17 protein-coding genes are annotated in these 19366 nt (G+C 68.2%); 6 read left to right on the top strand and 11 right to left on the bottom strand.

What is annotated here, in order from left to right; all coding sequences use genetic code 11:
- Nucleotides 1-78: 78 nt before the first annotated feature.
- The 4 genes from IBJ06_RS08295 to IBJ06_RS08280 form a co-directional block, all read right to left on the bottom strand.
- Nucleotides 79-543 (bottom strand): universal stress protein, encoded by a 465-nt coding sequence (locus IBJ06_RS08295; protein WP_292159107.1) that lies wholly within the window; start codon nucleotides 541-543, stop codon nucleotides 79-81.
- Nucleotides 544-573: 30 nt separating this feature from the next.
- The gene (locus IBJ06_RS08290) at nucleotides 574-5481 is read right to left on the bottom strand and encodes an NAD-glutamate dehydrogenase (protein ID WP_292159105.1); all 4908 of its coding nucleotides are present in this window, start codon (nucleotides 5479-5481) and stop codon (nucleotides 574-576) included.
- Between the two features lie 172 nt (nucleotides 5482-5653).
- Entirely contained in the window at nucleotides 5654-6502 is an 849-nt protein-coding gene (locus tag IBJ06_RS08285) for an outer membrane beta-barrel protein (RefSeq protein ID WP_292159103.1), read from the bottom strand.
- Between the two features lie 294 nt (nucleotides 6503-6796).
- On the bottom strand, nucleotides 6797-7978 hold the full coding sequence (locus IBJ06_RS08280; RefSeq protein WP_365812312.1) for an AI-2E family transporter: 1182 nt from the start codon (nucleotides 7976-7978) through the stop codon (nucleotides 6797-6799).
- A 42-nt stretch (nucleotides 7979-8020) separates the two neighbouring features.
- Between IBJ06_RS08280 and IBJ06_RS08275 the strand changes: the two genes are divergently transcribed.
- Both IBJ06_RS08275 and IBJ06_RS08270 read left to right on the top strand, forming a co-directional pair.
- On the top strand, nucleotides 8021-9595 hold the full coding sequence (locus IBJ06_RS08275) for a helicase HerA-like domain-containing protein (RefSeq protein WP_292159100.1): 1575 nt from the start codon (nucleotides 8021-8023) through the stop codon (nucleotides 9593-9595).
- Nucleotides 9592-10053 (top strand): hypothetical protein, encoded by a 462-nt coding sequence (locus IBJ06_RS08270; protein ID WP_292159099.1) that lies wholly within the window; start codon nucleotides 9592-9594, stop codon nucleotides 10051-10053. The genes IBJ06_RS08275 and IBJ06_RS08270 overlap by 4 nt, the downstream gene beginning before the upstream one ends.
- On the opposite strand, the gene IBJ06_RS08265 is transcribed toward IBJ06_RS08270, so the two are convergent.
- Entirely contained in the window at nucleotides 10050-11003 is a 954-nt protein-coding gene (locus IBJ06_RS08265; protein ID WP_365812309.1) for an MltA domain-containing protein, read from the bottom strand. The two genes, IBJ06_RS08270 and IBJ06_RS08265, sit on opposite strands and share 4 nt — an antisense overlap.
- A gap of 161 nt (nucleotides 11004-11164) precedes the next feature.
- Nucleotides 11165-11797, bottom strand: a complete 633-nt coding sequence (gene timA, locus IBJ06_RS08260) for a TIM44-related membrane protein TimA (protein WP_292159096.1) — start codon at nucleotides 11795-11797, stop codon at nucleotides 11165-11167.
- Nucleotides 11798-12003: 206 nt separating this feature from the next.
- Here timA and secB point away from each other — a divergent pair, with 206 nt between their 5' ends.
- On the top strand, nucleotides 12004-12537 hold the full coding sequence (secB, locus tag IBJ06_RS08255; RefSeq protein WP_292159094.1) for a protein-export chaperone SecB: 534 nt from the start codon (nucleotides 12004-12006) through the stop codon (nucleotides 12535-12537).
- Between the two features lie 19 nt (nucleotides 12538-12556).
- On the opposite strand, the gene dnaQ is transcribed toward secB, so the two are convergent.
- From dnaQ to IBJ06_RS08230, 5 genes are read right to left on the bottom strand one after another with little or no spacing between them, the layout of a single operon-like run.
- Entirely contained in the window at nucleotides 12557-13246 is a 690-nt protein-coding gene (dnaQ, locus tag IBJ06_RS08250) for a DNA polymerase III subunit epsilon (RefSeq protein ID WP_292159092.1), read from the bottom strand.
- A gap of 45 nt (nucleotides 13247-13291) precedes the next feature.
- Complete coding sequence (gene coaE, locus IBJ06_RS08245) at nucleotides 13292-13879, bottom strand: dephospho-CoA kinase (protein ID WP_292159090.1); 588 nt, start codon at nucleotides 13877-13879, stop codon at nucleotides 13292-13294.
- Complete coding sequence (locus IBJ06_RS08240) at nucleotides 13876-14685, bottom strand: shikimate dehydrogenase (RefSeq protein WP_292159089.1); 810 nt, start codon at nucleotides 14683-14685, stop codon at nucleotides 13876-13878. The genes coaE and IBJ06_RS08240 overlap by 4 nt, the downstream gene beginning before the upstream one ends.
- The gene (locus IBJ06_RS08235; RefSeq protein ID WP_292159087.1) at nucleotides 14682-15290 is read right to left on the bottom strand and encodes a Maf family protein; all 609 of its coding nucleotides are present in this window, start codon (nucleotides 15288-15290) and stop codon (nucleotides 14682-14684) included. The genes IBJ06_RS08240 and IBJ06_RS08235 overlap by 4 nt, the downstream gene beginning before the upstream one ends.
- Nucleotides 15287-16165 (bottom strand): pyruvate, water dikinase regulatory protein, encoded by an 879-nt coding sequence (locus IBJ06_RS08230; RefSeq protein ID WP_292159085.1) that lies wholly within the window; start codon nucleotides 16163-16165, stop codon nucleotides 15287-15289. The genes IBJ06_RS08235 and IBJ06_RS08230 overlap by 4 nt, the downstream gene beginning before the upstream one ends.
- A gap of 550 nt (nucleotides 16166-16715) precedes the next feature.
- Here IBJ06_RS08230 and hemE point away from each other — a divergent pair.
- The 3 genes from hemE to IBJ06_RS08215 are packed head-to-tail and all read left to right on the top strand — an operon-like array spanning nucleotide 16716 to nucleotide 19278.
- Nucleotides 16716-17750 (top strand): uroporphyrinogen decarboxylase, encoded by a 1035-nt coding sequence (hemE, locus tag IBJ06_RS08225; protein WP_292159083.1) that lies wholly within the window; start codon nucleotides 16716-16718, stop codon nucleotides 17748-17750.
- Complete coding sequence (gene hemH / locus IBJ06_RS08220; protein ID WP_292159081.1) at nucleotides 17747-18811, top strand: ferrochelatase; 1065 nt, start codon at nucleotides 17747-17749, stop codon at nucleotides 18809-18811. Before hemE ends, hemH begins: the two co-directional genes overlap by 4 nt.
- On the top strand, nucleotides 18808-19278 hold the full coding sequence (locus tag IBJ06_RS08215; RefSeq protein WP_292159079.1) for a CopD family protein: 471 nt from the start codon (nucleotides 18808-18810) through the stop codon (nucleotides 19276-19278). Before hemH ends, IBJ06_RS08215 begins: the two co-directional genes overlap by 4 nt.
- The last annotated feature ends 88 nt before the right edge of the window (nucleotides 19279-19366 follow it).

Below are 19366 nucleotides of genomic sequence, written 5' to 3'. Positions count from 1 at the left end.
TGCGCCCGTCGTCCGACGCATTCAAGGGCCGCGCTCAAGCAGCAGGACCCCGCGCGTCGAGCGACAGCGCTCCAACTCCTATGCCAGGTCCTCGACCTCGCTGTCGCTCAGCTCGCCGGGAACGATGGTGACCGGCAGCTTGCGGCCGCCCGGGGACCCCTGCTTCACAATGGCGCTGATGAGGGGACCGGGCCCCCGGGCCCCGCTGCCGGAGGCCAGGATCAGAATCTTGATGTCGGGATCGTCGTCGACCACCTTGCGGATCGCCGCCAGCGGATCGCCTTCCTCGATGAGGAACAGCGGGGGGGCCCCCGAACGATCGGCTGCCTCCTCGCCCAGCCGCATGAGCAGCGCCTCGGCCTCCTCGCGCAGCTGGCGGTCGATCTCGTCGCGGACCCCCGACCAGTGGGCATCCGACCCATGGCCGATGACGCGCAGCAGGGCCACGCGGCCGCCGGTCGAGCGGGCCCGGCGCGCGGCATAGCGCAGGGCCGTCCCGAACTCGGGGCTGTCATCGACAACCACCAGGAATTTGCGCGGCATGACGTCCCTCCCCTTGTGCCGTCGGCCGGACTAGCCCGCCGAGGCGGCCACCTCGCGGACCGTGGCATTGGCGATGGTCAGTTTGGCAAAGGTCCAGCCCTGGCCCGACTGCTCGATCTCGTCGACGGAGGCGCGCATGGCCTCGACGACCTCCAGCCGGTGACCGATCCAGGCATCGACTGCGGCCTCCGCGGCTTCCTCGCTACGGCCGACCTCGGGGTCCGAGGCCCTGGCCACCGCCCGCGTCAGGACCATCTGCTCGACCATGAAGTCCTGGATCAGGCGGCGCACGGCCAGCCGGTCGAAGTGATCGACCGAGGGCACCTGGCCGGCGGCAAACCGCAGCCGGTCGAGGTCGAAGGCGGCCCCGACCTGGTGATACAGGCGGGCCATGCAGGGCACCGGCCAGTCGGCCTCGCGGGCCAGATCGCCGATGTCGGCGACCGCGACCTGGGGCCGCAGCAGTCCGACCTTCCGGGCTATGTCCTCGGGAATGCCCTGGGCGATGAAGCCGCGCACCCGTTCGTCCAGACGCCCCTGTTCGAAGCGCGACAGGACCTCCCCCTCCTTGGACAGCAGGGCGTCGGCCACGGGACGATAGGTATCGATCAGGGTATCGACCGTGACCCCCGCCAGCGGCGCGCGGCGTGACAGCCAGAAGGTCTGACGGCGCAGGACGGCGGATATCTCGCGATAGAGGGCGATCTGGGCGGGCGAGGAAATCCTGAGATCGAGCGCGGACACGGCGTCCCAGGCCTCGTCCAGGCGGAAGATACGGCGCGCGGCGGCAAAGGCCACGACCAGAGACCCGGCCCCGACCTCGGCGCTGCGCTTGAGGCGCTCGGGGAAGGTTGCCCCCGTCATATTGACGATCTGGTTGCTGAGCACGGTGGCGATGATCTCGCGCCGCAGGCGGTGGGCCTGCATCTCGTCGGAGAAGCGCGCGAGCGGTTCGGGGAAGTACCGGACCAGGGTCTCGCGGAAGAAGGGATCGTCCGGCGCGGTCGAGGCGACGATTTCATCGAACAGCTCGATCTTGGCGTAGGCAGTCAGAACGGCGATCTCGGGCCGGGTCAGGGCCTGACCGGTGGCCTTCATCTCGGCGATGCGCGGATCGTCCGGAAGACCTTCGACCCGACGGTCCAGACGGCCGCGACCGCCCAGCACCTGCATGAAGCCCTGCTGGGAATCCAGGGCGCGCGCGCCCTCATCGGCCTGCAACGTCAGGGCAAGCGTCTGGTCATAGTTGTGGGCCAGTACCTTGTGCCCGACCTCCTCGGTCATTTCGGCCAGCAGGGGGTTTCGGTCCCCGGACTTGAGCGCGCCCGACAGGATGGCCGACCCCAGCAGGATCTTGATGTTGACCTCATGGTCGGAGGTGTCGACCCCGGCCGAGTTGTCGATGGCGTCCGTGTTGATACGGCCCCCGCCCTCGTCGCGGCCCTTCTGGGCAAAGGCGATCCGGGCCGCCTGGGTCAGGCCCAGATTGGCCCCCTCGCCCACCACCTTGACCCTGAGGTCCTCCGCATTGACGCGCAGGGGGTCGTTGGTCTTGTCGCCGACCTGGGCGTCGGTTTCCTGCGCCGATTTCACATAGGTGCCGATGCCGCCGAGATAGAGCAGTTCGGCCGGGGCCTTCAGGATCGCCCGGATCAGGCCTTGCGGATCGAGCGCCTCATCCTCGACGTCCAGAATGGCGCGGACCTCGGGCGAGAGCGGGATGGACTTTTCGCTGCGGGAAAAGACCCCGCCGCCCTTTGAAATCTTCGCCGCATCATAGTCCTGCCAAGACGAGCGGGGCAGGTCGAACAACCGTTTGCGCTCGGCCCAGCTGGTGGCGGGATCGGGATCGGGATCGAGGAAGATGTCGCGGTGGTCGAAGGCCGCCAGCAGCCGCGTCTGCTTCGACAGCAGCATGCCGTTGCCGAATACATCGCCCGACATGTCCCCCACACCGACCGCCGTGAAGGGCTGGGTCTGGATGTCGCGGCCCATTTCGCGGAAGTGGCGCTTGACCGCTTCCCAGGCGCCGCGCGCGGTGATGCCCATGGCCTTGTGGTCATAGCCGACCGAGCCGCCCGAGGCGAAGGCATCGTCCAGCCAGAAACCGTAGTCCGCCGACACGCTATTGGCGATGTCCGAGAAGGTTGCCGTTCCCTTGTCGGCCGCCACGACCAGATAGGGATCCTCTCCCTCCCAGCGCACGACGCCGGCGGGCGTCACCACCGAGCCGTCGGAATCAACGGTGTCGGTGATGTCCAGCATGCCGGACAGGAAGGTCTTGTAGGCGCGGATGGCCTCGGCCTGCTGGGCGTCGCGGTCACCGCCGGCGCGCACGATCTGGGGCAGGTTCCTGGGATAGAAGCAGCCCTTGGAGCCGACCGGCACGATGACGGCGTTCTTGACCTGCTGGGCCTTGACCAGACCCAGCACCTCGGTGCGGAAGTCCTCGCGACGATCCGACCAGCGCAGACCGCCCCGGGCGACAGGGCCGAACCGCAGGTGGACGCCCTCGACATGGGGAGCCCAGACGAAGATCTCGCGATAGGGCTTCGGCAGCGGCAGGTCGTCCAGCTCCCGCGAGGCGATCTTGATGGAAATGTGGGGCCGGGGCCGACCCTCGGCGTCGCGGATATAATAGTTGGTCCGCATGGTCGCCCGGACCAGATTGATCAGGCGGCGGAGGGCGCGGTCATGATCCAGGCTCCTGACCGCCTGCAGTTGTTCATCCAGCTGCGTATTCAGGGTCGAGACCTGGTCGAAGCGCCCGTCACCCTCGGCCGCGTCGGGATCGAATTTGAGCCGGAACAGATCCAGCAGGCCGCGGGCCACGTCCGGATAGAGCGTCAGGGCCTCTTCCTGGACCGCCTGGCTGGGGTCCATGCCGGTCTGCTGCCGGTAGCGGGCCAGGGTGCGGACCAGGGCGGCCTCGCGCCAGCCGATGCCCAGTTCGATCACCAGACGGTTGAGTCCGTCGCTTTCCGTGAGCCCTGACCACACCGCGGCGACGGCCGCCTCGAACGGAGCCTTGATGGACTCGAAGCTCAGCTTCTCGCCGCGCGGATCTTCCAGCAGGAACTCGTGAATGTGGATGGGGGTGTCGCCCTGGGGCCGGACCGCGTGGCCCCATTCCTCAAGCGTCTTGAGCCCCATGTCCGCGAGGATCGGCAGGACATCCGACAGGGGAACGGCATCACCCCGGTGATAGAGTTTGAAGCGGAACTGCAGGGGGGTGTCCGCCTCGGTGCGGAAGGCGCGCACCGCGATGGGGTCGCCCACATTCCGGTCGCCCGTCTCATTCAGCTGATCGAACCGTTCCAGATCGGTGACCGCTTCGGTGGCCGTATAGCGGTCGCGATAGGAGGTGCCGAACGCCTCGGCCCAGCGCGCGCTGAGCGGTCCGACCGCGACGTCATCGACCCCCGCTGCCCGAAGGGCGGCCTCGAACCGTTCGGGCCAGCCCCGCCCGGCCTCGGCGACCTCGGCCTCCAGCGCCACGGGGTCGGGCGTGGGATGCGCGCCGGGGGTCACGCCGATGATGTAATGGATGCGGACCAGCGGGGCGTCCGACAGCTGCGGATACCAGGCGGACAGACGTCCGCCCCAGGCGCGCGCCAGTATCCGTCCGATCTGCTCGCGCAGGGAGGCGTGGAACCGTTCGCGCGGGATGAAGGCGAGGATCGAGACAAACCGGTCGAACGGGTCGATGCGCGTGAACAGCCGGATGCGAGGGCGGTCATAGAGATGCAGTATGCCGAGCGCGATCGGCAGGAGCTCGTCCTCGCTGATCTGGAACAGCTCGTCGCGCGGGTAATTCTCGAGGATGTTCTTCAGCCGCTTGTGGCTGTGGCCACTGCCCGCCTTGCCGGCCCGCTTCAGCGCATTGTGGACCTTGCGCCGGACCAGCGGCACCTGTGAGGACACCCGGTCATAGGCTTCGGCCGTGAACAGTCCGACGAACCGGGTCTCGCCCGAGGGTCGACCGTCCGGCCCGAACCGCTTGATGCCGATATAGTCCATATAGGCCCGCCGGTGCACGCGCGATCGGGCATTGGCCTTGGCGACGGTGACAGGGTCCGACAGGTTCAGCTGTCGCTTCATCTGACGGGTCAGGACGGCCGGCTCATTGGCGCGCCGCAGAACCGTACGTTCGGGATCGCGCAGTACGCCCAGACCCTCGCCCGACTGGGACAGGGGGGCTTCGGCCTCATATCCCCCGTCCGCCGTGCGCGGATAATCATAGTCGCGCGCGCCGAGAAAGACGAAATGGTCGTCGTTCAGCCAGTTCAGGAAGGCCACGGTCTCGGCCACCACCTCGGGGTCGATGCCGGAAGGGTGCGCCTCGAGATGGGCTACGGACCGCGCCATCAGGTCACGCATGGCCCCGTGGTCGGCGGTGGCCGCCGCGACATCCGACAGGGTGAGCGCAAGCCCTTCGCCCAGGCTGTCGCGGCGCTCCTGCGGCAAGGGGTCCATGACGACAAGGATGACCGACTCGCGCGTCTGACCGGCCCCGGGCTTGCGCTGTCCGGCATCGTCGCGCGTCACATCGGCGATCGGGTGGAACATGGCGCGCACGGACACGCCCGTCTCGGCCAGCTCGCCCATGACGCTGTCGACCAGGAAGGGACGGTCGTCCTGAACGATCAGGATCCGGTCATAGGCGGTCGTGCGGCCGTCCGCGCCGTGCAGGGGGCCCACCTGGATGCGGGCGGGCTCGCCGGCCTTTCGGACAGCGGCGGTGGTCCAGGCCTCGGCCAGCAGGGCCGCGAGGTCCTCCAGCGCGATCTCGGGTGTCTCGTCGGCGTCGTAGTCTTCCAGAGCCTGGGCCAGAAAACCTCTGACCAGGGCATCGGCCTTGGCGCCCGCAGCCTTTTCAAATCCCCTGCACAGAATCTCGAGGGAGGGGGCGGTGGAGGACGGGGCGTCGCGGGACATGCGAATAGGGTCTCGATGGCGCGGCGCATCGCCGCCTGGATGACCCTGATGACTAGATCGGCGCGCGGCAAAGGGAAAGCCCGGAAACCGAGCGGGCGGGGCGGCCCTGACGCAGCAAGGCCGGACCCGCCTGCGCGAGCCCGGCCTTTTCGGGATTTCCCGGGGATCCGCTCTAGAAGCGGACGTTCATGCCCAGACGGAAGCCGTGGTAGTTGAAGTCACCATTGCTGCGGGCGATGTCTGTCCCGGCCGTGTTGGGGGGCAGGATGAAGGGGTTGGTCGCGCCCGCCGTGCCCGGCCCGGCGCGCACGACATAGTCGCCCGCTTCCAGGCTGGTGTAGAGGTATTCGGTGACCAGTGACAGGTTGGGTGCCAGTTTCCATTCCATGCCGGCCCCGAACTGATAGCCATCGGCATCGTCCTCGCTGGTCTGCTCGGTGAAGCTGTTGGCCCCGTTGGTGGTGAAGAATCGGTTCTGAATCTTGCCATAGGCCACACCCCCGGTCCCATAGACCAGCACCGGTCCCATGCCGTACCCGATACGGGCGCGCAGCGCCGCCGTGTGTTCCAGATCCCGGGTCATGATGTAGGAGGCGGGGGTGGTGCTGAACGAGGTCACGCTGTCCTTGGCATCCGTCGCGGAGAGCTCACCGACCGCGCCGACCACCCAGTTGCCGAACTGCATGTCATAGCCGAGGCGCACCCCGCCCTCGACGCCACCGCCATCCTTCGAGCAGCGCTCGGGGGGCGTGGATCCAAGGGCGGAGCCGGCGCAGGATCCCGGGCTGAAGGCGTTGGCACCGGTGCCGCTGAGGATGACGGTGTCGTCGAACTCGCCGTCAAAATCCCGGTCGAAAATCAGGCTCTCGTTCTTGTCGTCGCGGGTTTCGAGATAGCTGCCGTAAATGCCGATATAAGGACCGCTCCAGTCGTTTGGCGCGGACTGGGCCAGGGCAGGCGTGGCCAGACCGGCGGTCAGGAGCGCGGCCAGGGCCGCGCAGGTGTGCAGGGAGATTTTCATCCCGTTGTATCCTCTCGTTTAACCGGATGTCCTCACCCGGATGTGATCATGTCTCCCTCCCGGCAGACACAACGGAGGGGCATCTGCGCCGTTCCCGATCCGGCGGACAGCGACATGAGGTGTGGGACATCGGCAACACAAACGACTAAGGCCGCCGGGCTTTCACCCGACGGCCTGTGTCTGGACGAGCCCGGGAGGGGGAGGGGTCGTCCGTGCGCGCCGCGACCGGGGGGAGGGGAGGGAGGCCGCGGCGGTAGACGGGAGGTGGTTTCCGACCATCCACCTTTCAAGCCATCAGGAGCCCGAAACGTCCCCGGGCACCTGTGGCGCGTTGACGCGGGGGGAGGGCCGCTTGCGCGCTGCCGTCTCCTCACCGTCCGGATAGGGCTCGCCGTCGCCGGACATGAGAATGGCCATCCAGCGGCTGCCCTTGAACTCGGCCAGGATCGCCATGGCCAGCACCGCCAGAGGGGTCGACAGAAACATGCCGATCACGCCCCACAGCTTGCCCCAAAGGGCCAGCGACAGCAGCACCACGATCGGGTCGATATTCTGGTTGTCACCCTGCATGCGCGGCTGGATCCAGTTACCGACGATGAACAGCACGGCCTGCAGACCGATCAGCAGGATCAGGGCGGGCCAGTAGCTTTCGAACTGGACCAGGGCAAACAAGGGCGGGGCCAGACCCGCGATCGCGCCACCCAGGATCGGGATGAAGCCGACCACGAAGATCACAAAGGTCCAGAACTCGGCATTCTGCAGGCCTACCGCCCGCATCAGCATCCAGGCGACGGCACAGATCATCACCCCGGTGACGGCCTGGACCCACAGATAGCCCTCGACCCCCGAGCGGATCCGCTGAAAGACGGCGCGGGCCTCGTGCCGGGTTTCGCGCACCGGAAACATGCCGACGATCTTGCGCTGGAAGCCGGACTGGGCGGCGATCAGGAAGCCAAGATAGACGAGGACGAAAAAGGCCCCGCTGGCGACGTTCTGAACCTGCATGGCGAAGTCGGCCACATAGCTGCGCAGATCGACATCCCCGATCAGGTCCATGGCCGTAGGCGGGCTGTCGACACCGAACAGGGTCGCCAGATCTCGGATCACCTGGTCGATCCGCGGGCCCAGACGGGTGGACACGCCCGAGGCCTCGCCGAAAAACCCCGCGGCCCCGTTCACGATGATGGCGATCGAGGCGAAGAAGCCGAGGATGACGAGCACCAGCGCGGCCACCCCGGCCATGCGGTCGTTCAGCAGCGTATGGTCCGCCACGAACCGCTTGATGCCGTCGATCATGATCAGCAGGAAGATGGCCATGGCCAGCGGGGTCAGGATGTCCCGAAGCCAATAGAGGGCCGCGCCTCCGGCCACGGCGGCCAGCAGCACCAGCGCATTGCGCGATACAGTCGAGGTCGGAATGGCCATGGCGGGCTTCATCAGCCGGTTGTCCGGCTTCCGGGCGTTCCCGTCAATCACGGTCTGGTCTATGTCTCGTGACAGGTATTGGCGGGGTCAGGCATGAGCGCGACGAACGGGCTGTTTCTGGGGTGGACGGACGACGACGGCGACAGTCCGCCCCGCTATCTGCGGTTTGATCGCGCCAATCGCCACGGGGTGATTGCGGGTGCCACCGGAACGGGCAAGACCGTCACCCTGCAGATCCTGGCGCAGGGGTTTTCCGACGCAGGGGTCCCGGTGTTCTGCGCCGATGTGAAGGGCGACCTGTCGGGCATAGCGGTGGCCGGCACCCCCAATGAGAAGCTGGTCGCCCGGGCCGAGGGTATGCAGCTGACCCTGACGCCGCGCGCAGCGCCGACGGTCTTCTGGGACCTGTATGGCGAGGCGGGCCATCCGGTGCGCACCACGGTCAGCGAGATCGGCCCGGTGCTGATGGCCCGCATGCTGGGACTGAACGAGGTTCAGGAGGGCGTGCTGTCGGTCGTCTTCCATGTCGCGGACGCCGAGGGCCTGCTGCTGCTCGACCTCGACGACTTGCGGGCCCTGCTGGTGCATGTGGGCGAGAATGCCGAGCGCATCGGGCGCGAGGTCGGCCATGTGGCCCCCGCCTCGATCGCCGCCATCCAGCGGTCGCTGCTGCAACTGGAACAGGAGGGGGGCAAGGCCTTTTTCGGCGAGCCGGCGCTCAGGCTCGAGGACCTGATCCGCACCAGTCTGGACGGGCGGGGACAGGTCAATGTGCTGCACGCCGCCCGGCTGATGAACAGTCCAAGGCTGTATTCCGCCTTCCTGCTGTGGCTGCTGTCGGAGCTGTTCGAGCAGCTGCCCGAGATCGGCGACCCGGAAAAGCCGCGTCTGGTGTTCTTCTTCGACGAGGCTCACCTGCTGTTCGACGACACGCCCAAAGCCCTGGTCGACAAGGTGGAGCAGGTGGTGCGCCTGATCCGCTCCAAGGGGGTGGGGGTCTATTTCGTCACCCAGAACCCGGCGGATATTCCCGACAGTGTGCTCAGCCAACTGGGCAACCGGATCCAGCACGCGCTGAGGGCCTATACGCCGTCCGAGCAGAAGGGCTTGCGGGCCGCAGCGGGCAGTTTCCGGCCCAATCCGGCCTTTGACACCACCGAAGCCATTCCGGCGCTGGGCGTGGGTGAGGCGGTGGTTTCGACCCTCGACGAAAAGGGCGCGCCCTCGATGGTGGCCCGCACGAAGATCCGCCCGCCCGACAGTCGCCTCGGCCCGGCGACCGACGCCGAACGCGCTGCCGTCATGGCCGCCAGTCCGGTGCGGGGCGTCTATGACACTCCGGTGGACCGGGAGTCGGCCCATGAAATCCTGACCGCCCGGCGGGGGGAGGCGGATGCCGCCGAAGCCGAGGCGAAAGCCGCTGCGGACAAGGCCAGGGCCGATGCGCTGGCAGCGAAGGAGGCGGAAAGGGCCCGCATCGCCCGCGAGAAGGAAGAAACCCGCATCCGCCGCGAGGCCGAGCGCGAGGCCCGGGCTCGCACCCCGGCCCGCCGCTCGACCCGGGAAACCCCGCTGGAAGCCGCGACCAAATCCGTCCTGCGCACCGCCGGCTCAACCCTCACCCGCGAAATCCTGCGCGGCGTACTGGGCGGGATGCGGCGGCGGTGATCGAGGATTTCGTCGACCAGCACGCTGCTATTATCGTCGCATTCCCCATTGTGTGGATTGGGGCCATCGTAACGGCATCCGTTGTTTACCGCAGGCAGGGCGGCAAAAGGATATTCCCGACGACTCCGCCCGACTGCGTGTTCGAGGAGAACCGCACATCGGGGCGTGAACTGGGAGGCCTCCGCGCGCTTGGCGGAGCATCCAACGTGCTCAAGGTCTGCGTCACCCGGGATACATTGTTCGTTATGCCGTGTTTCCCGTTCTCCTTGATGTTCATGCCCGAGATCTGGGGGCTAGAGCATGAGATCAAGCTGCGCCGGATACAGACTTTAGAGGAGCGATCAGGGCTGTTCGGCCGCTCACTGGTTGTGCATCTCGCCGATGACAAACGGATCGAGCTTCGACTGCGTGACCCCGATGGCTTCCGGCACGCCATCCAGAGCGCAAAGCAGAGTTAGAACCTCGGCACCAGCCGCCACATCCTGAGGGGATGGCGAACCGCGCCCGCTTCGGCGCCCGCCGCATCGCCCCGGCCCATATAGAGGTCGGCGCGGACCGGGCCGCGGATTGCCGAGCCGGTGTCGAGCGCCATGACCAGACCGCGATAGCTGGCGCGGGCGCCGATCAGATTGCCGCCGTCGGCCTCGATCCAGACCGGCTCGCCATAGGTCCAGTGGGCGGGGTCAACGGCAATGGCGCGGCGTTCGGGCAGGGGAATGCCCGCGGCCCCGGCCGGGTGGCCGCTGTCGTCGGGGTCCATGCGGAAAAAGATGTAGCGGGGGTTGAGGGCCATCACTGCGCGGGCCTCGGGCCCCCGGTGGGCGGCCAGCCAGGCGCGGATGGCGTCGCCCGAGGTGCCGTTGGGGGGCAGCAGGCCCCGGTCCGCCATGGGCCGGGCGATACCGACGAAGGGATGGCCATTGTCGGCGGCATAGGCGGCGCGGGCGCGCGATCCGTCGGCAAAGGTCAGATAGCCCGAGCCCTGGATCTGCAGGAAGAAGAGGTCCTCGGCCCGCATCCAGCCGAGGACCGGATAGGAGGCGGGGTCGGCCTCGATCGCCGCCCGGTCCGGGAGCCGGTCTCCGCGACGCCAGCCGGGCGGCGGGGCCAGCACCGGCGCGTCAAAATTGGCATCGGGCGTGCGGCGCGCCTCATATTCCGGCGCGAAATAAGCGGTCAGCAGGGCGCGCGGGGGTTCGGGGGCGACGGCCTCGACCGCGACGAACCGGCCTTCGAGAAAGGCGCGCGCCTCGCTGGGCGTGACCCGGCCCCGGGCAAGAAGCGTGCGCGCATCGGCACAGGTACGCCGGGCCGCCGGGCTGCGATCGACCCCACAGCCGGCGCCATAGGCGGTCAGCGCCGTCAGATGATCTTCCTGATCCCAGCCGGGCAGGGCGGTGAGCGCCATGGCGCCAACTGCCGGCGGCGGTGGCGGGGGAGTGGGTTGGGTGACCGGAGGCGGCGGCTCCGGCTGCGGCGGGGTGACCGGGCCGGGCGCGCTGGCACAGGCGGATAAAAGGGCGGCCAGCCATAGCGCCGCGCCCCTCCTTGCCCGGCCTGCCCCGGGCGTCATGCGGAGGCAGGCTCCACCCGGGCGAGCACCCAGTTGGGATCGCTGGCGTTCAGCGGCCGCTCGAAGGTCCAGATCTCGGCGGTGCGGCGCTCCTCGACCCGGGGCTCCTGGTTGGCGGCGCTGATGGTCTGCTTCAGTTCCGACAGGAAGCGCACCCGGGCCACGGCCTTCTCGCCCTCGACCGTCGCCAGCTCCAGATCGGCGCGAGGCGGATGCGGGAATTCAACCCGCTCCTGCACGCCGTGGGCCTCGCGGTCGGCCATGCCGGCCTCGAACGAGGTCATGACGACGGGGGTCAGGAGCGGTTTCAGGGCCTCCCGGTCCCCCTCGGCATAGCCGCGCACGATGGTCTCATGCGCCTGCCGCGCGCCGTCCATGAAGCGGTTGGGGTCGAAATTCGGGTCGCGGGCCTTCAGGCCGGCAATGGCCGCGAGTGTATGGGCATCCAGCGCCGGTCCGGATGTCGCGGGCGAGGCGGGGCCCGCGTCGCCCGCACCCGGGGGCTGGGGCCGGGCGCGGGCATCCTCCTCGGGCTGGCGGCCGACCTTCTTGCCCAGCACATTATACAGCTGGAACAGCACCACGGCCGCGATAACGGCAAACAGGATGATCTGGAATTGAGGGTTCACGACGGGTCCGGGTCTGGCGCCACCGGAGGTGCGGCGCTTGACCCTGAGGATTAGGGATTGCCGGGGCCCCATGCAAGGCGGCCCGGGCCGCGAGGACCACCCCGGGGTGCGCGACATTGCCGCCCCGCCCCCGTCATGCTAGTCGCCCCGCCTTCGGTGCCGCCCTGTGGCCCGCGACATCATCGACCAGGAAGACCTGCCCGCGCATGACCGACTCCACGCCTCCCGCCCCGACCGGCGACACCCCCAACGGCTCGACCGAAACGCCGGTGCAGCCGGGCCAGCCCGCCCTGCCGGGCTTTCGCATCATGGCCCAGTATGTGCGCGACTTCTCGTTCGAGAACCCGCGCGCGCCGGAGAGCCTGAAGGTCGAGGGACGCCCCAATATCGATCTCGGCGTCGAGATGAACGCCCAGGGGCGTCAGGACGGCCTGTTCGAGGTGGAGCTGAAGCTGTCGGTCAAGGCGACCAGCGAGGACAAGCCGGTGTTCCAGGTCGAACTGGTCTATGGCGGCCTGTTCCAGTTGATGAATGTCGCGGAAAAGGACATTGAGCCGCTGCTGCTGATCGAATGCCCGCGCTATCTGTTCCCGTTCGCGCGCGAGACCATCGCCAAGGCCACGTCGGACGGTGGCTTCTATCCGCCCTTCCTGATGGAGCCCATCGACTTCGCCGCCATCTACACCCAGCGTCAGGCCCAGATCGCGCGCGGCGCCTCGACCCCTCCCGGTCAGGCCTGAGCCCTCGAAGGCGGGACGATCAGGCCTTCAGCCAGAGGGCCTGTTCGCCCAGTTCTGCGGCGACAAAGGCCGCATGCGCCTGAAGCTCGGTCTCTGTCAGGCGAGGCGAGAGCGGTATGGGCCGTGCCCCATAGCGCCGCGGCCCGTCCTGCCCCGCGGCGTGGCCCGACAGGGTGACCAGTTCCAGCGACCGGGCCTTGCCGCCCTTCAGTTCCAGATAGACGTCGGACAGCAGGCGCGCGTCGATCAATGCTCCGTGCAGGCTGCGCTCGGTCAGGGATATCTTGAACCGGCGACACAGGGCATCCAGCGAATTGGCCATGCCGGGAAAGCGCATCTGTGCCATCTGCAGGGTGTCGATCCAGCGTACCTCCTCGATCAGCAGCTGGCCGCACAGCCCCAGTTCATGATTGAGGAAGGCCCGGTCGAAGCTGGCATTATGGGCGATCACCGGGGCATCGCCGATGAATTCCAGCAGATCGACGGCGATCTCGGCGAATTTGGGCGCGTCGCGCACCTTGTCATTGGTGATGCCGTGGACGGCGATGGCGCCGGCCGGAATGTCGCGCTCGGGGTTGATCAGCCGGTGAAAGGTGCGGCCGGTCGGCAGAAGGTCGTCGATCTCTATACAGCCGACCTCGATCATCCGGTCGCCGGTCCGGGGGTCAAAGCCGGTGGTTTCGGTATCCAGAACGATCTCGCGGGCCATGCCCCCTGATGCCGCGCTTCGCCCCGGGCTTCAATCCGTCGGCGTCTATGTCAGGCGTTCCATCAACAGGCGCACCTGCTCGCGGGCGTGCGGGACGCCCCGGCCGGTGTCGATGACCGCATCGGCGCGGGCACGCTTCTCGGCATCCGGCACCTGCCGCGACAGGATCTGGCGGAAACGGGCCTCGGTCATGCCCGGTCTGGACAGGACCCGTCGCCGCTGCTCGGCCGGGGGCGCGCTGACGACCACGACGGCGGTGACACCGGTCCGGTCCGCCCCCGTTTCGAACCACAGGGGGATGTCCAGAACCACCACGGGCCGGCCCTCCTCGCGCGCCCGGTCGATGAAGGCCTCGCGGTCGGCCCGCACCAGAGGATGGACGATGGCCTCCAGCGTCCGGAAGCCATCGGGCTCCCGCTGAAGTCGCTCCGACAGCCGGGCCCGGTCGACCGCGCCGTCGACGACTACGCCCGGGAAGGCCGCTTCGACCGCGGCCACGGCCGCGCCCCCTTTCCGGTAGAGGGCATGGACGGCTGCATCCGCATCCCAGATCGCGGCCCCCGCTTCCTCGAACAGGCGGGCGGTCGTGCTCTTGCCCATGCCGATCGAGCCGGTCAGGACCAGGACGATCATGGCCTCTCTCCCAGCCCTCGCAGGGCCTCGGCCCGGACGTCGACGTCCGGCGGGGCCACCCTGAACAGGGTCTCGAACGACGGCCGGGCCTGACCGATCAGCATGGCCAGTCCGTCGACCGTCGTATGGCCCCGATCTGCGCCGGCCCGCAGAAAGTCGGTTATGAGGGGGCGATAGGTCATGTCCATCAGCACGGCATCGGGCGAGAGCATCGTCATGTCCACCTCGGGCGGGACGCTCAGGGCGTTGACGACGAGGGCGGCATCGGAAACAGCCTGCCCGCGAACCAGCCGGGCAGGCGTATGGGGCTGGACGGCGGCGATCAGCGCCTCGGCCCGTGCGGGCGTTCGGTTGACGATCCGCACCTCGGCAAAGACCTGCCCCAGGGCATGGACGGCCGCGCGGGCAGCCCCGCCCGCACCGAGAACGACGGCGGCCCGGCCTGCCCGGTGCAGAGACGGCGCCTGTTCTCCAAGCGCCCCCATCAGGCCGTGGCCGTCTGTGCTGTCCGCCCTGAGGACACCTTCGTCCAGCCAAAGCAGATTGGCCGAGCCGCAGGCCCGTGCGGTGTCACTCGCTTCATCCGCCAGCGCGAGGGCGACTTCCTTCCAGGGGGCGGTGACATTGAGCCCGCAAAGGGTGCCGAGTCGAACTTGTCCAATCAGGTCTCGGAACTGCGTTTCGGTCTGGGGTCCAAAGGCCGTGTAGTCGGCATCAAGACCGGCGGCCCGCATCCAGGCCCCGTGGATCACGGGACTGAGCGAATGGGCGATCGGCCAGCCCGCGACCCCGGCCCGGATAGTCATCGGTCGATCACACCCTGATCCCGCAGGGCTTCCAGCACCGCCCAGAGCGGCAGACCGAGGATGGTGAAATAGTCGCCGTCGATGCGGGAGAACAGCTGGGCCCCGGGGCCTTCCAGCCGGTAACCCCCGACCACGCCGGTCAGGGCCGCTCCTTCGGCCTCGAGATAGGCGGCGAGCCAGGCCTCCGAGAAGTCCCGCACGGTCAGGGCCGCGGTGTCGACATGACGCCAGACGACCGCGCCATCGCGAGCCAGCGCCGCCCCCGAATGCAGATGGTGGGTCCTGCCCCGAAACCCCCGGAGACGCGCCGCTACGTCCGCCAGGGTCTCCGCCTTGGAGACAATGGCCCCGTCGTCCTCGAGGATCTGATCGCCCCCCAGCACCAGTACCCCCGGGCGCATCCGGCTGACCGCGACAGCCTTGGTCTCGGCCAGACACACGGCCATGTCGGCCGGCTTGAGGTCGGGGTTGGCCTGCCGAAGACCCTCCTCGTCCAGATCGGCTGGCTGGAGTTCGACCGACAGGCCCACCCCGGCCATCAGGGCGCGCCGGGCCGCGCTGGCAGAGGCCAGCACCAGGGGCTGGCGCTGGAATGCGGGGCTCATGACGGCATGCCCGGGGTCAGGCCCGCCTTGCCCGAGCGGCGCTCGCTCAGCAGATTGACGATGGCGGCGGCCGTTTCCTCGACCGAGCGCCGGGTCACGTCGATGACCGGCCAGCCCCGACGCTCAAAGGCCCGGCGCGCCTTGATCGTCTCGTCGCGCACCGCGTCGTGGTCGATATAGGAGGAGCTGCGGCCGGCGTTCAGACCGTCGAGGCGATTGCGCCGGATCTGCACCAGCCGGTCGGGCGAGACCGTCAGGCCCACGATCAACGGCCCCTTCAGCTGTGTAAGGCGCTCGCCGTCTTCCTGACCCGGAACCAGCGGCACATTGGCCGCGCGGATACCCCGGTGCGCCAGATAGATGCAGGTCGGGGTCTTGGACGTGCGGCTGACCCCGCACAGGACCACATCGGCCGCCTCCAGCTGTTCAGTCGTGCCCTGGCCGTCGTCATGGGCCATGGCAAAGTCCAGCGCCCCGATCCGGTTGAAATAGTCGGTATCGAGCGCATGCTGGGCCCCGACCCGGGTCGACAGCGCCGCCCCCAGATAGTGGGACAGCGCCCCCACGAGCGGATCCAGGGCCCCGATCTGGGGCATGTCCAGCGCGCGGCAGCCGTCCTCGAGCTGCAGCCGCAGGCCCTTGTCGACCAGGGTGTGCAGAACTACGCCCGGCGCTGCGGCCACTTCCTCCAGAACCCGCTCCATCTGTTTGGGCGACCGCACCAGGGCATAGATGTGTTCGATCGGGATCACGCCGTCAAAACGCGCCGTGACCGCCTTGGCCATGGCGTTCAGGGTCTCCCCGGTCGAATCAGAGACCAGATGGACGTGGAAGTAGGTGGCCAGCCGGCCGGAGCCTGAGCGCATCGGGGTCATGCCCTGTCATCGTCCGAAGCGGCGCAGGCGTCAAACCTGTTCGACGCGGGCCAGACTCCTGCGGAGCGAATCCGGGATTCCTGTGGATGAGGGGCCTCGTCAGACGGGGATCAATCGTCCCCTCATGCGGGCAGAATCCCGCATGAGGGGCGTGGGGCTCAGGCATCGGGGATGAATGTGAAGATCCGGCGACAATTCGGAGCCATCTGTCCAAAGGGAGGAACCGGCCGCCGAATGCCTTGGGGAAAGGTTAATGAGACGTTAATCCGTAAACAGATCATCCCCTGACGGACGTCGGCGTCCGGGCCTGCGTGTTAAGGTTTGATTAAGGATTATCCCCGGTTTCTACAGGCATGACCCGCGCCCTCGATCGTCGCCACCCATTCCTGTGAAAAGGTCCCGTTCAGGCGCCGGCCTCGTGCCAACTGTCCCCGTCGTCCCCCGCCCTGTCTGCTATTTTCATTTTCAAGATCTCTATCGAGAGGAGGAGAAGCAGAGCGAGGCATTTCGCCCGCTTGAGGTCTTCGCCCGCCAGGCCTAAAGCCGCTTCATGACGGATACGCGCTTGCTCAAGGCCCTGAGGGGCGAGGTCACCGACCGGCCCCCGGTCTGGTTCATGCGGCAGGCGGGGCGCTATCTGCCCGAGTATCGTGCGCTGAGGGCCACGACGCCGGGCTTTATCGAATTCTGCCTCGATCCGGAGAAGGCGGCGGAGGCCACGCTCCAGCCCATGCGGCGGTTCGGGTTTGATGCGGCCATCGTCTTTGCCGACATCCTGCTGATTCCCCGGGCGCTGGGCCAGGCGGTCTGGTTCGAGGCAGGAGAGGGACCGCGCCTCGGGGCCTTGCCCGATCTGGCCTCGATGGAGGCGCTGACGGCCGGCGCGGGAGAGGCCCTGTCGCCCGTCGGGGAGACCCTCAGCCGGGTGCGGGCCGCACTGGACCCCGAGCGGACCCTGATCGGCTTTGCCGGGGCCCCCTGGACGGTTGCCACCTATATGCTGGACGGCGAGAGCCGTTCGATCGGCAAGGGCGAGCGCGCTCAGGCACGAACCTTCTATTACCGGGAGCCGGAGAAGGTTCTGGCCCTGCTGGATATTCTGGTTGAGGCCACCGCCCATTATCTGAAGATGCAGGCGGATGCCGGGGCCCAGGTGCTCAAGATCTTCGAGAGTTGGGCCGAGGGCCTGCCCGACGATCTGTTTGAGATCCTTGTCCTCGGACCTCATCAAAAGCTGGTCGCGCGCGTACGGGAGCTGGGCGTGACCGTCCCCCTGATCGGTTTCCCGCGCGGATCGGCAGCGTTGGCCGAACGCTATGCCCAGGAGTGCGATGTTCAGGCCGTGGCGCTGGACACGGCCTGCCCGCTGGCGGTCGGCCGGCGGGTACAGGCCATCAAGCCCATTCAGGGCGCGCTTGACCCTCTGCTGCTCAGGGCCGGCGGTCCTGCACTGGACCGGCGTGTGGACCAGTTGCTGGAGGCCTGGGACGAGGGGCCGTGGATCTTCAATCTGGGCCACGGAATTCTGCCCGATGTCCCGATCGCTCACGTCGAGCAGGTGCTGAAAAGGATCGGCGCCCAATGAGCCTGCCGCGGGACAGTCGGGGCCGCCGGATCGCAGTGGTCCTGTTCAATCTGGGCGGGCCCGACGGGCCGGACTCGGTGCGGCCCTTCCTGTTCAACCTGTTCAATGACCCGGCCATCATCGGCCTGCCGGGGGTGTTGCGGACGCCGCTTGCCCGGCTGATCTCCAGCCGCCGCGAGACGAGCGCCCAGGCCAACTATGCCCTTATGGGCGGAGGGTCGCCCCTCCTGCCCGGAACGCGGGCCCAGGCCACGGCGCTGGAACAGGCCCTGTCCGACCGCCTGCCGGCGGATGACGTCCGGACCTTCGTGTGCATGCGATACTGGCACCCCATGACCGGGGCGGTGGCGGCCGAGGTCGAGGCCTGGGCTCCGGACCAGATCGTGCTCCTGCCCCTCTATCCGCAGTTTTCAACCACGACGACGGCGTCGTCGCTGAAGCTCTGGCAGGAGACCTATCGCGGGCCAGGGATCAGCCGGACGATCTGCTGCTATCCACGCCCGGAGGGCTGGATCGAGGCGCAGGCCGGGCTCATCGGCGAGGCCCTGAAGGCGGCGGGGGATCAGCCGGTCCGGGTTCTGTTCTCGGCCCATGGCATCCCTGAGTCGCTGGTGACCCGAAAGGGCGATCCCTACGCCGAACAGGTCGAGGCCGGGTGCCGCGCCGTCGCCGAACGGCTCGGCCTGACCGACTGGGGCCTGTGCTACCAGAGCCGGGTGGGGCCGATGAAATGGCTGGGACCGTCGACGCCCGAGGCGCTGGAACAAGCTGGCGGCGATGGCGTGGGAGTCATCCTGGTGCCGATCGCCTTTGTGTCCGAGCATATAGAGACGCTCGTGGAGCTCGACATCGAATACCGCGAGCTGGCCGAGGAACGCGGCATCCATCCCTATATCCGGGTGCCCACCGTCAGTGTGACCCCCGCCTTCATCTCTGGCCTGGCCGAAGGGGTGATCGCGGCGCTGGATCGGGCGGGCACGTCGCCGTTCGGCCCGGGCTGCCAGGCCGACTGGAAGGCATGCCCGTGTCAGGCGGAGCGCAGAGGGGGGGCAGCCGCGTGAACCTGTATGATCTCGCCCGGGCCCTGCACATTCTGGCGGTGATCGCCTGGATGGCGGGCTTGCTGTTCCTGCCGCGCCTCTATGCCTATGACGCCGAACTGGCCGACCGGCCCGAACCCCTGCGCGGCGAGATGCGCGGCCTGCTGCGGACCTGGCAGCGGCGCCTGCTGAAGATCATCCTCAACCCGGCCATGGCGGCCGCCTGGGCCTTCGGCCTGTGGCTGTTCTGGTTGCGCAGTGGCGGGGGCGCGGACTGGAGCTTTGCCCATCAGCCGTGGATGCTGGCCAAGATCGCGGGCGTCTTCGCGCTCAGCGGCTGGCACGGCTATCTGTCGGCCGAGTTCCGCCGCATCCAGGCGGGCACCTCGGTCCGGACCGGGCGCTTCTGGCGCATGACCAATGAGGTGCCGTTTCTGATCGCCATTGTCATGGTGCTGTCCGTGACCCTGGAGTGGGGGACGCGCTGACGTCGCGATGGCGACGGGCTTGACCCGGTGCATCGGGCGTGGTTTCCGTGGCCCTGAGCCGTCCTGCGGGGCGGTGCCCTTCTCTTCT

The sequence above is a fragment of the Brevundimonas sp. genome, from assembly GCF_016742135.1.
Taxonomy (GTDB): domain Bacteria; phylum Pseudomonadota; class Alphaproteobacteria; order Caulobacterales; family Caulobacteraceae; genus Brevundimonas.
Note: the sequence above shows the minus strand (reverse complement) of the source record. Positions and strands in the feature narration are given on the sequence as shown.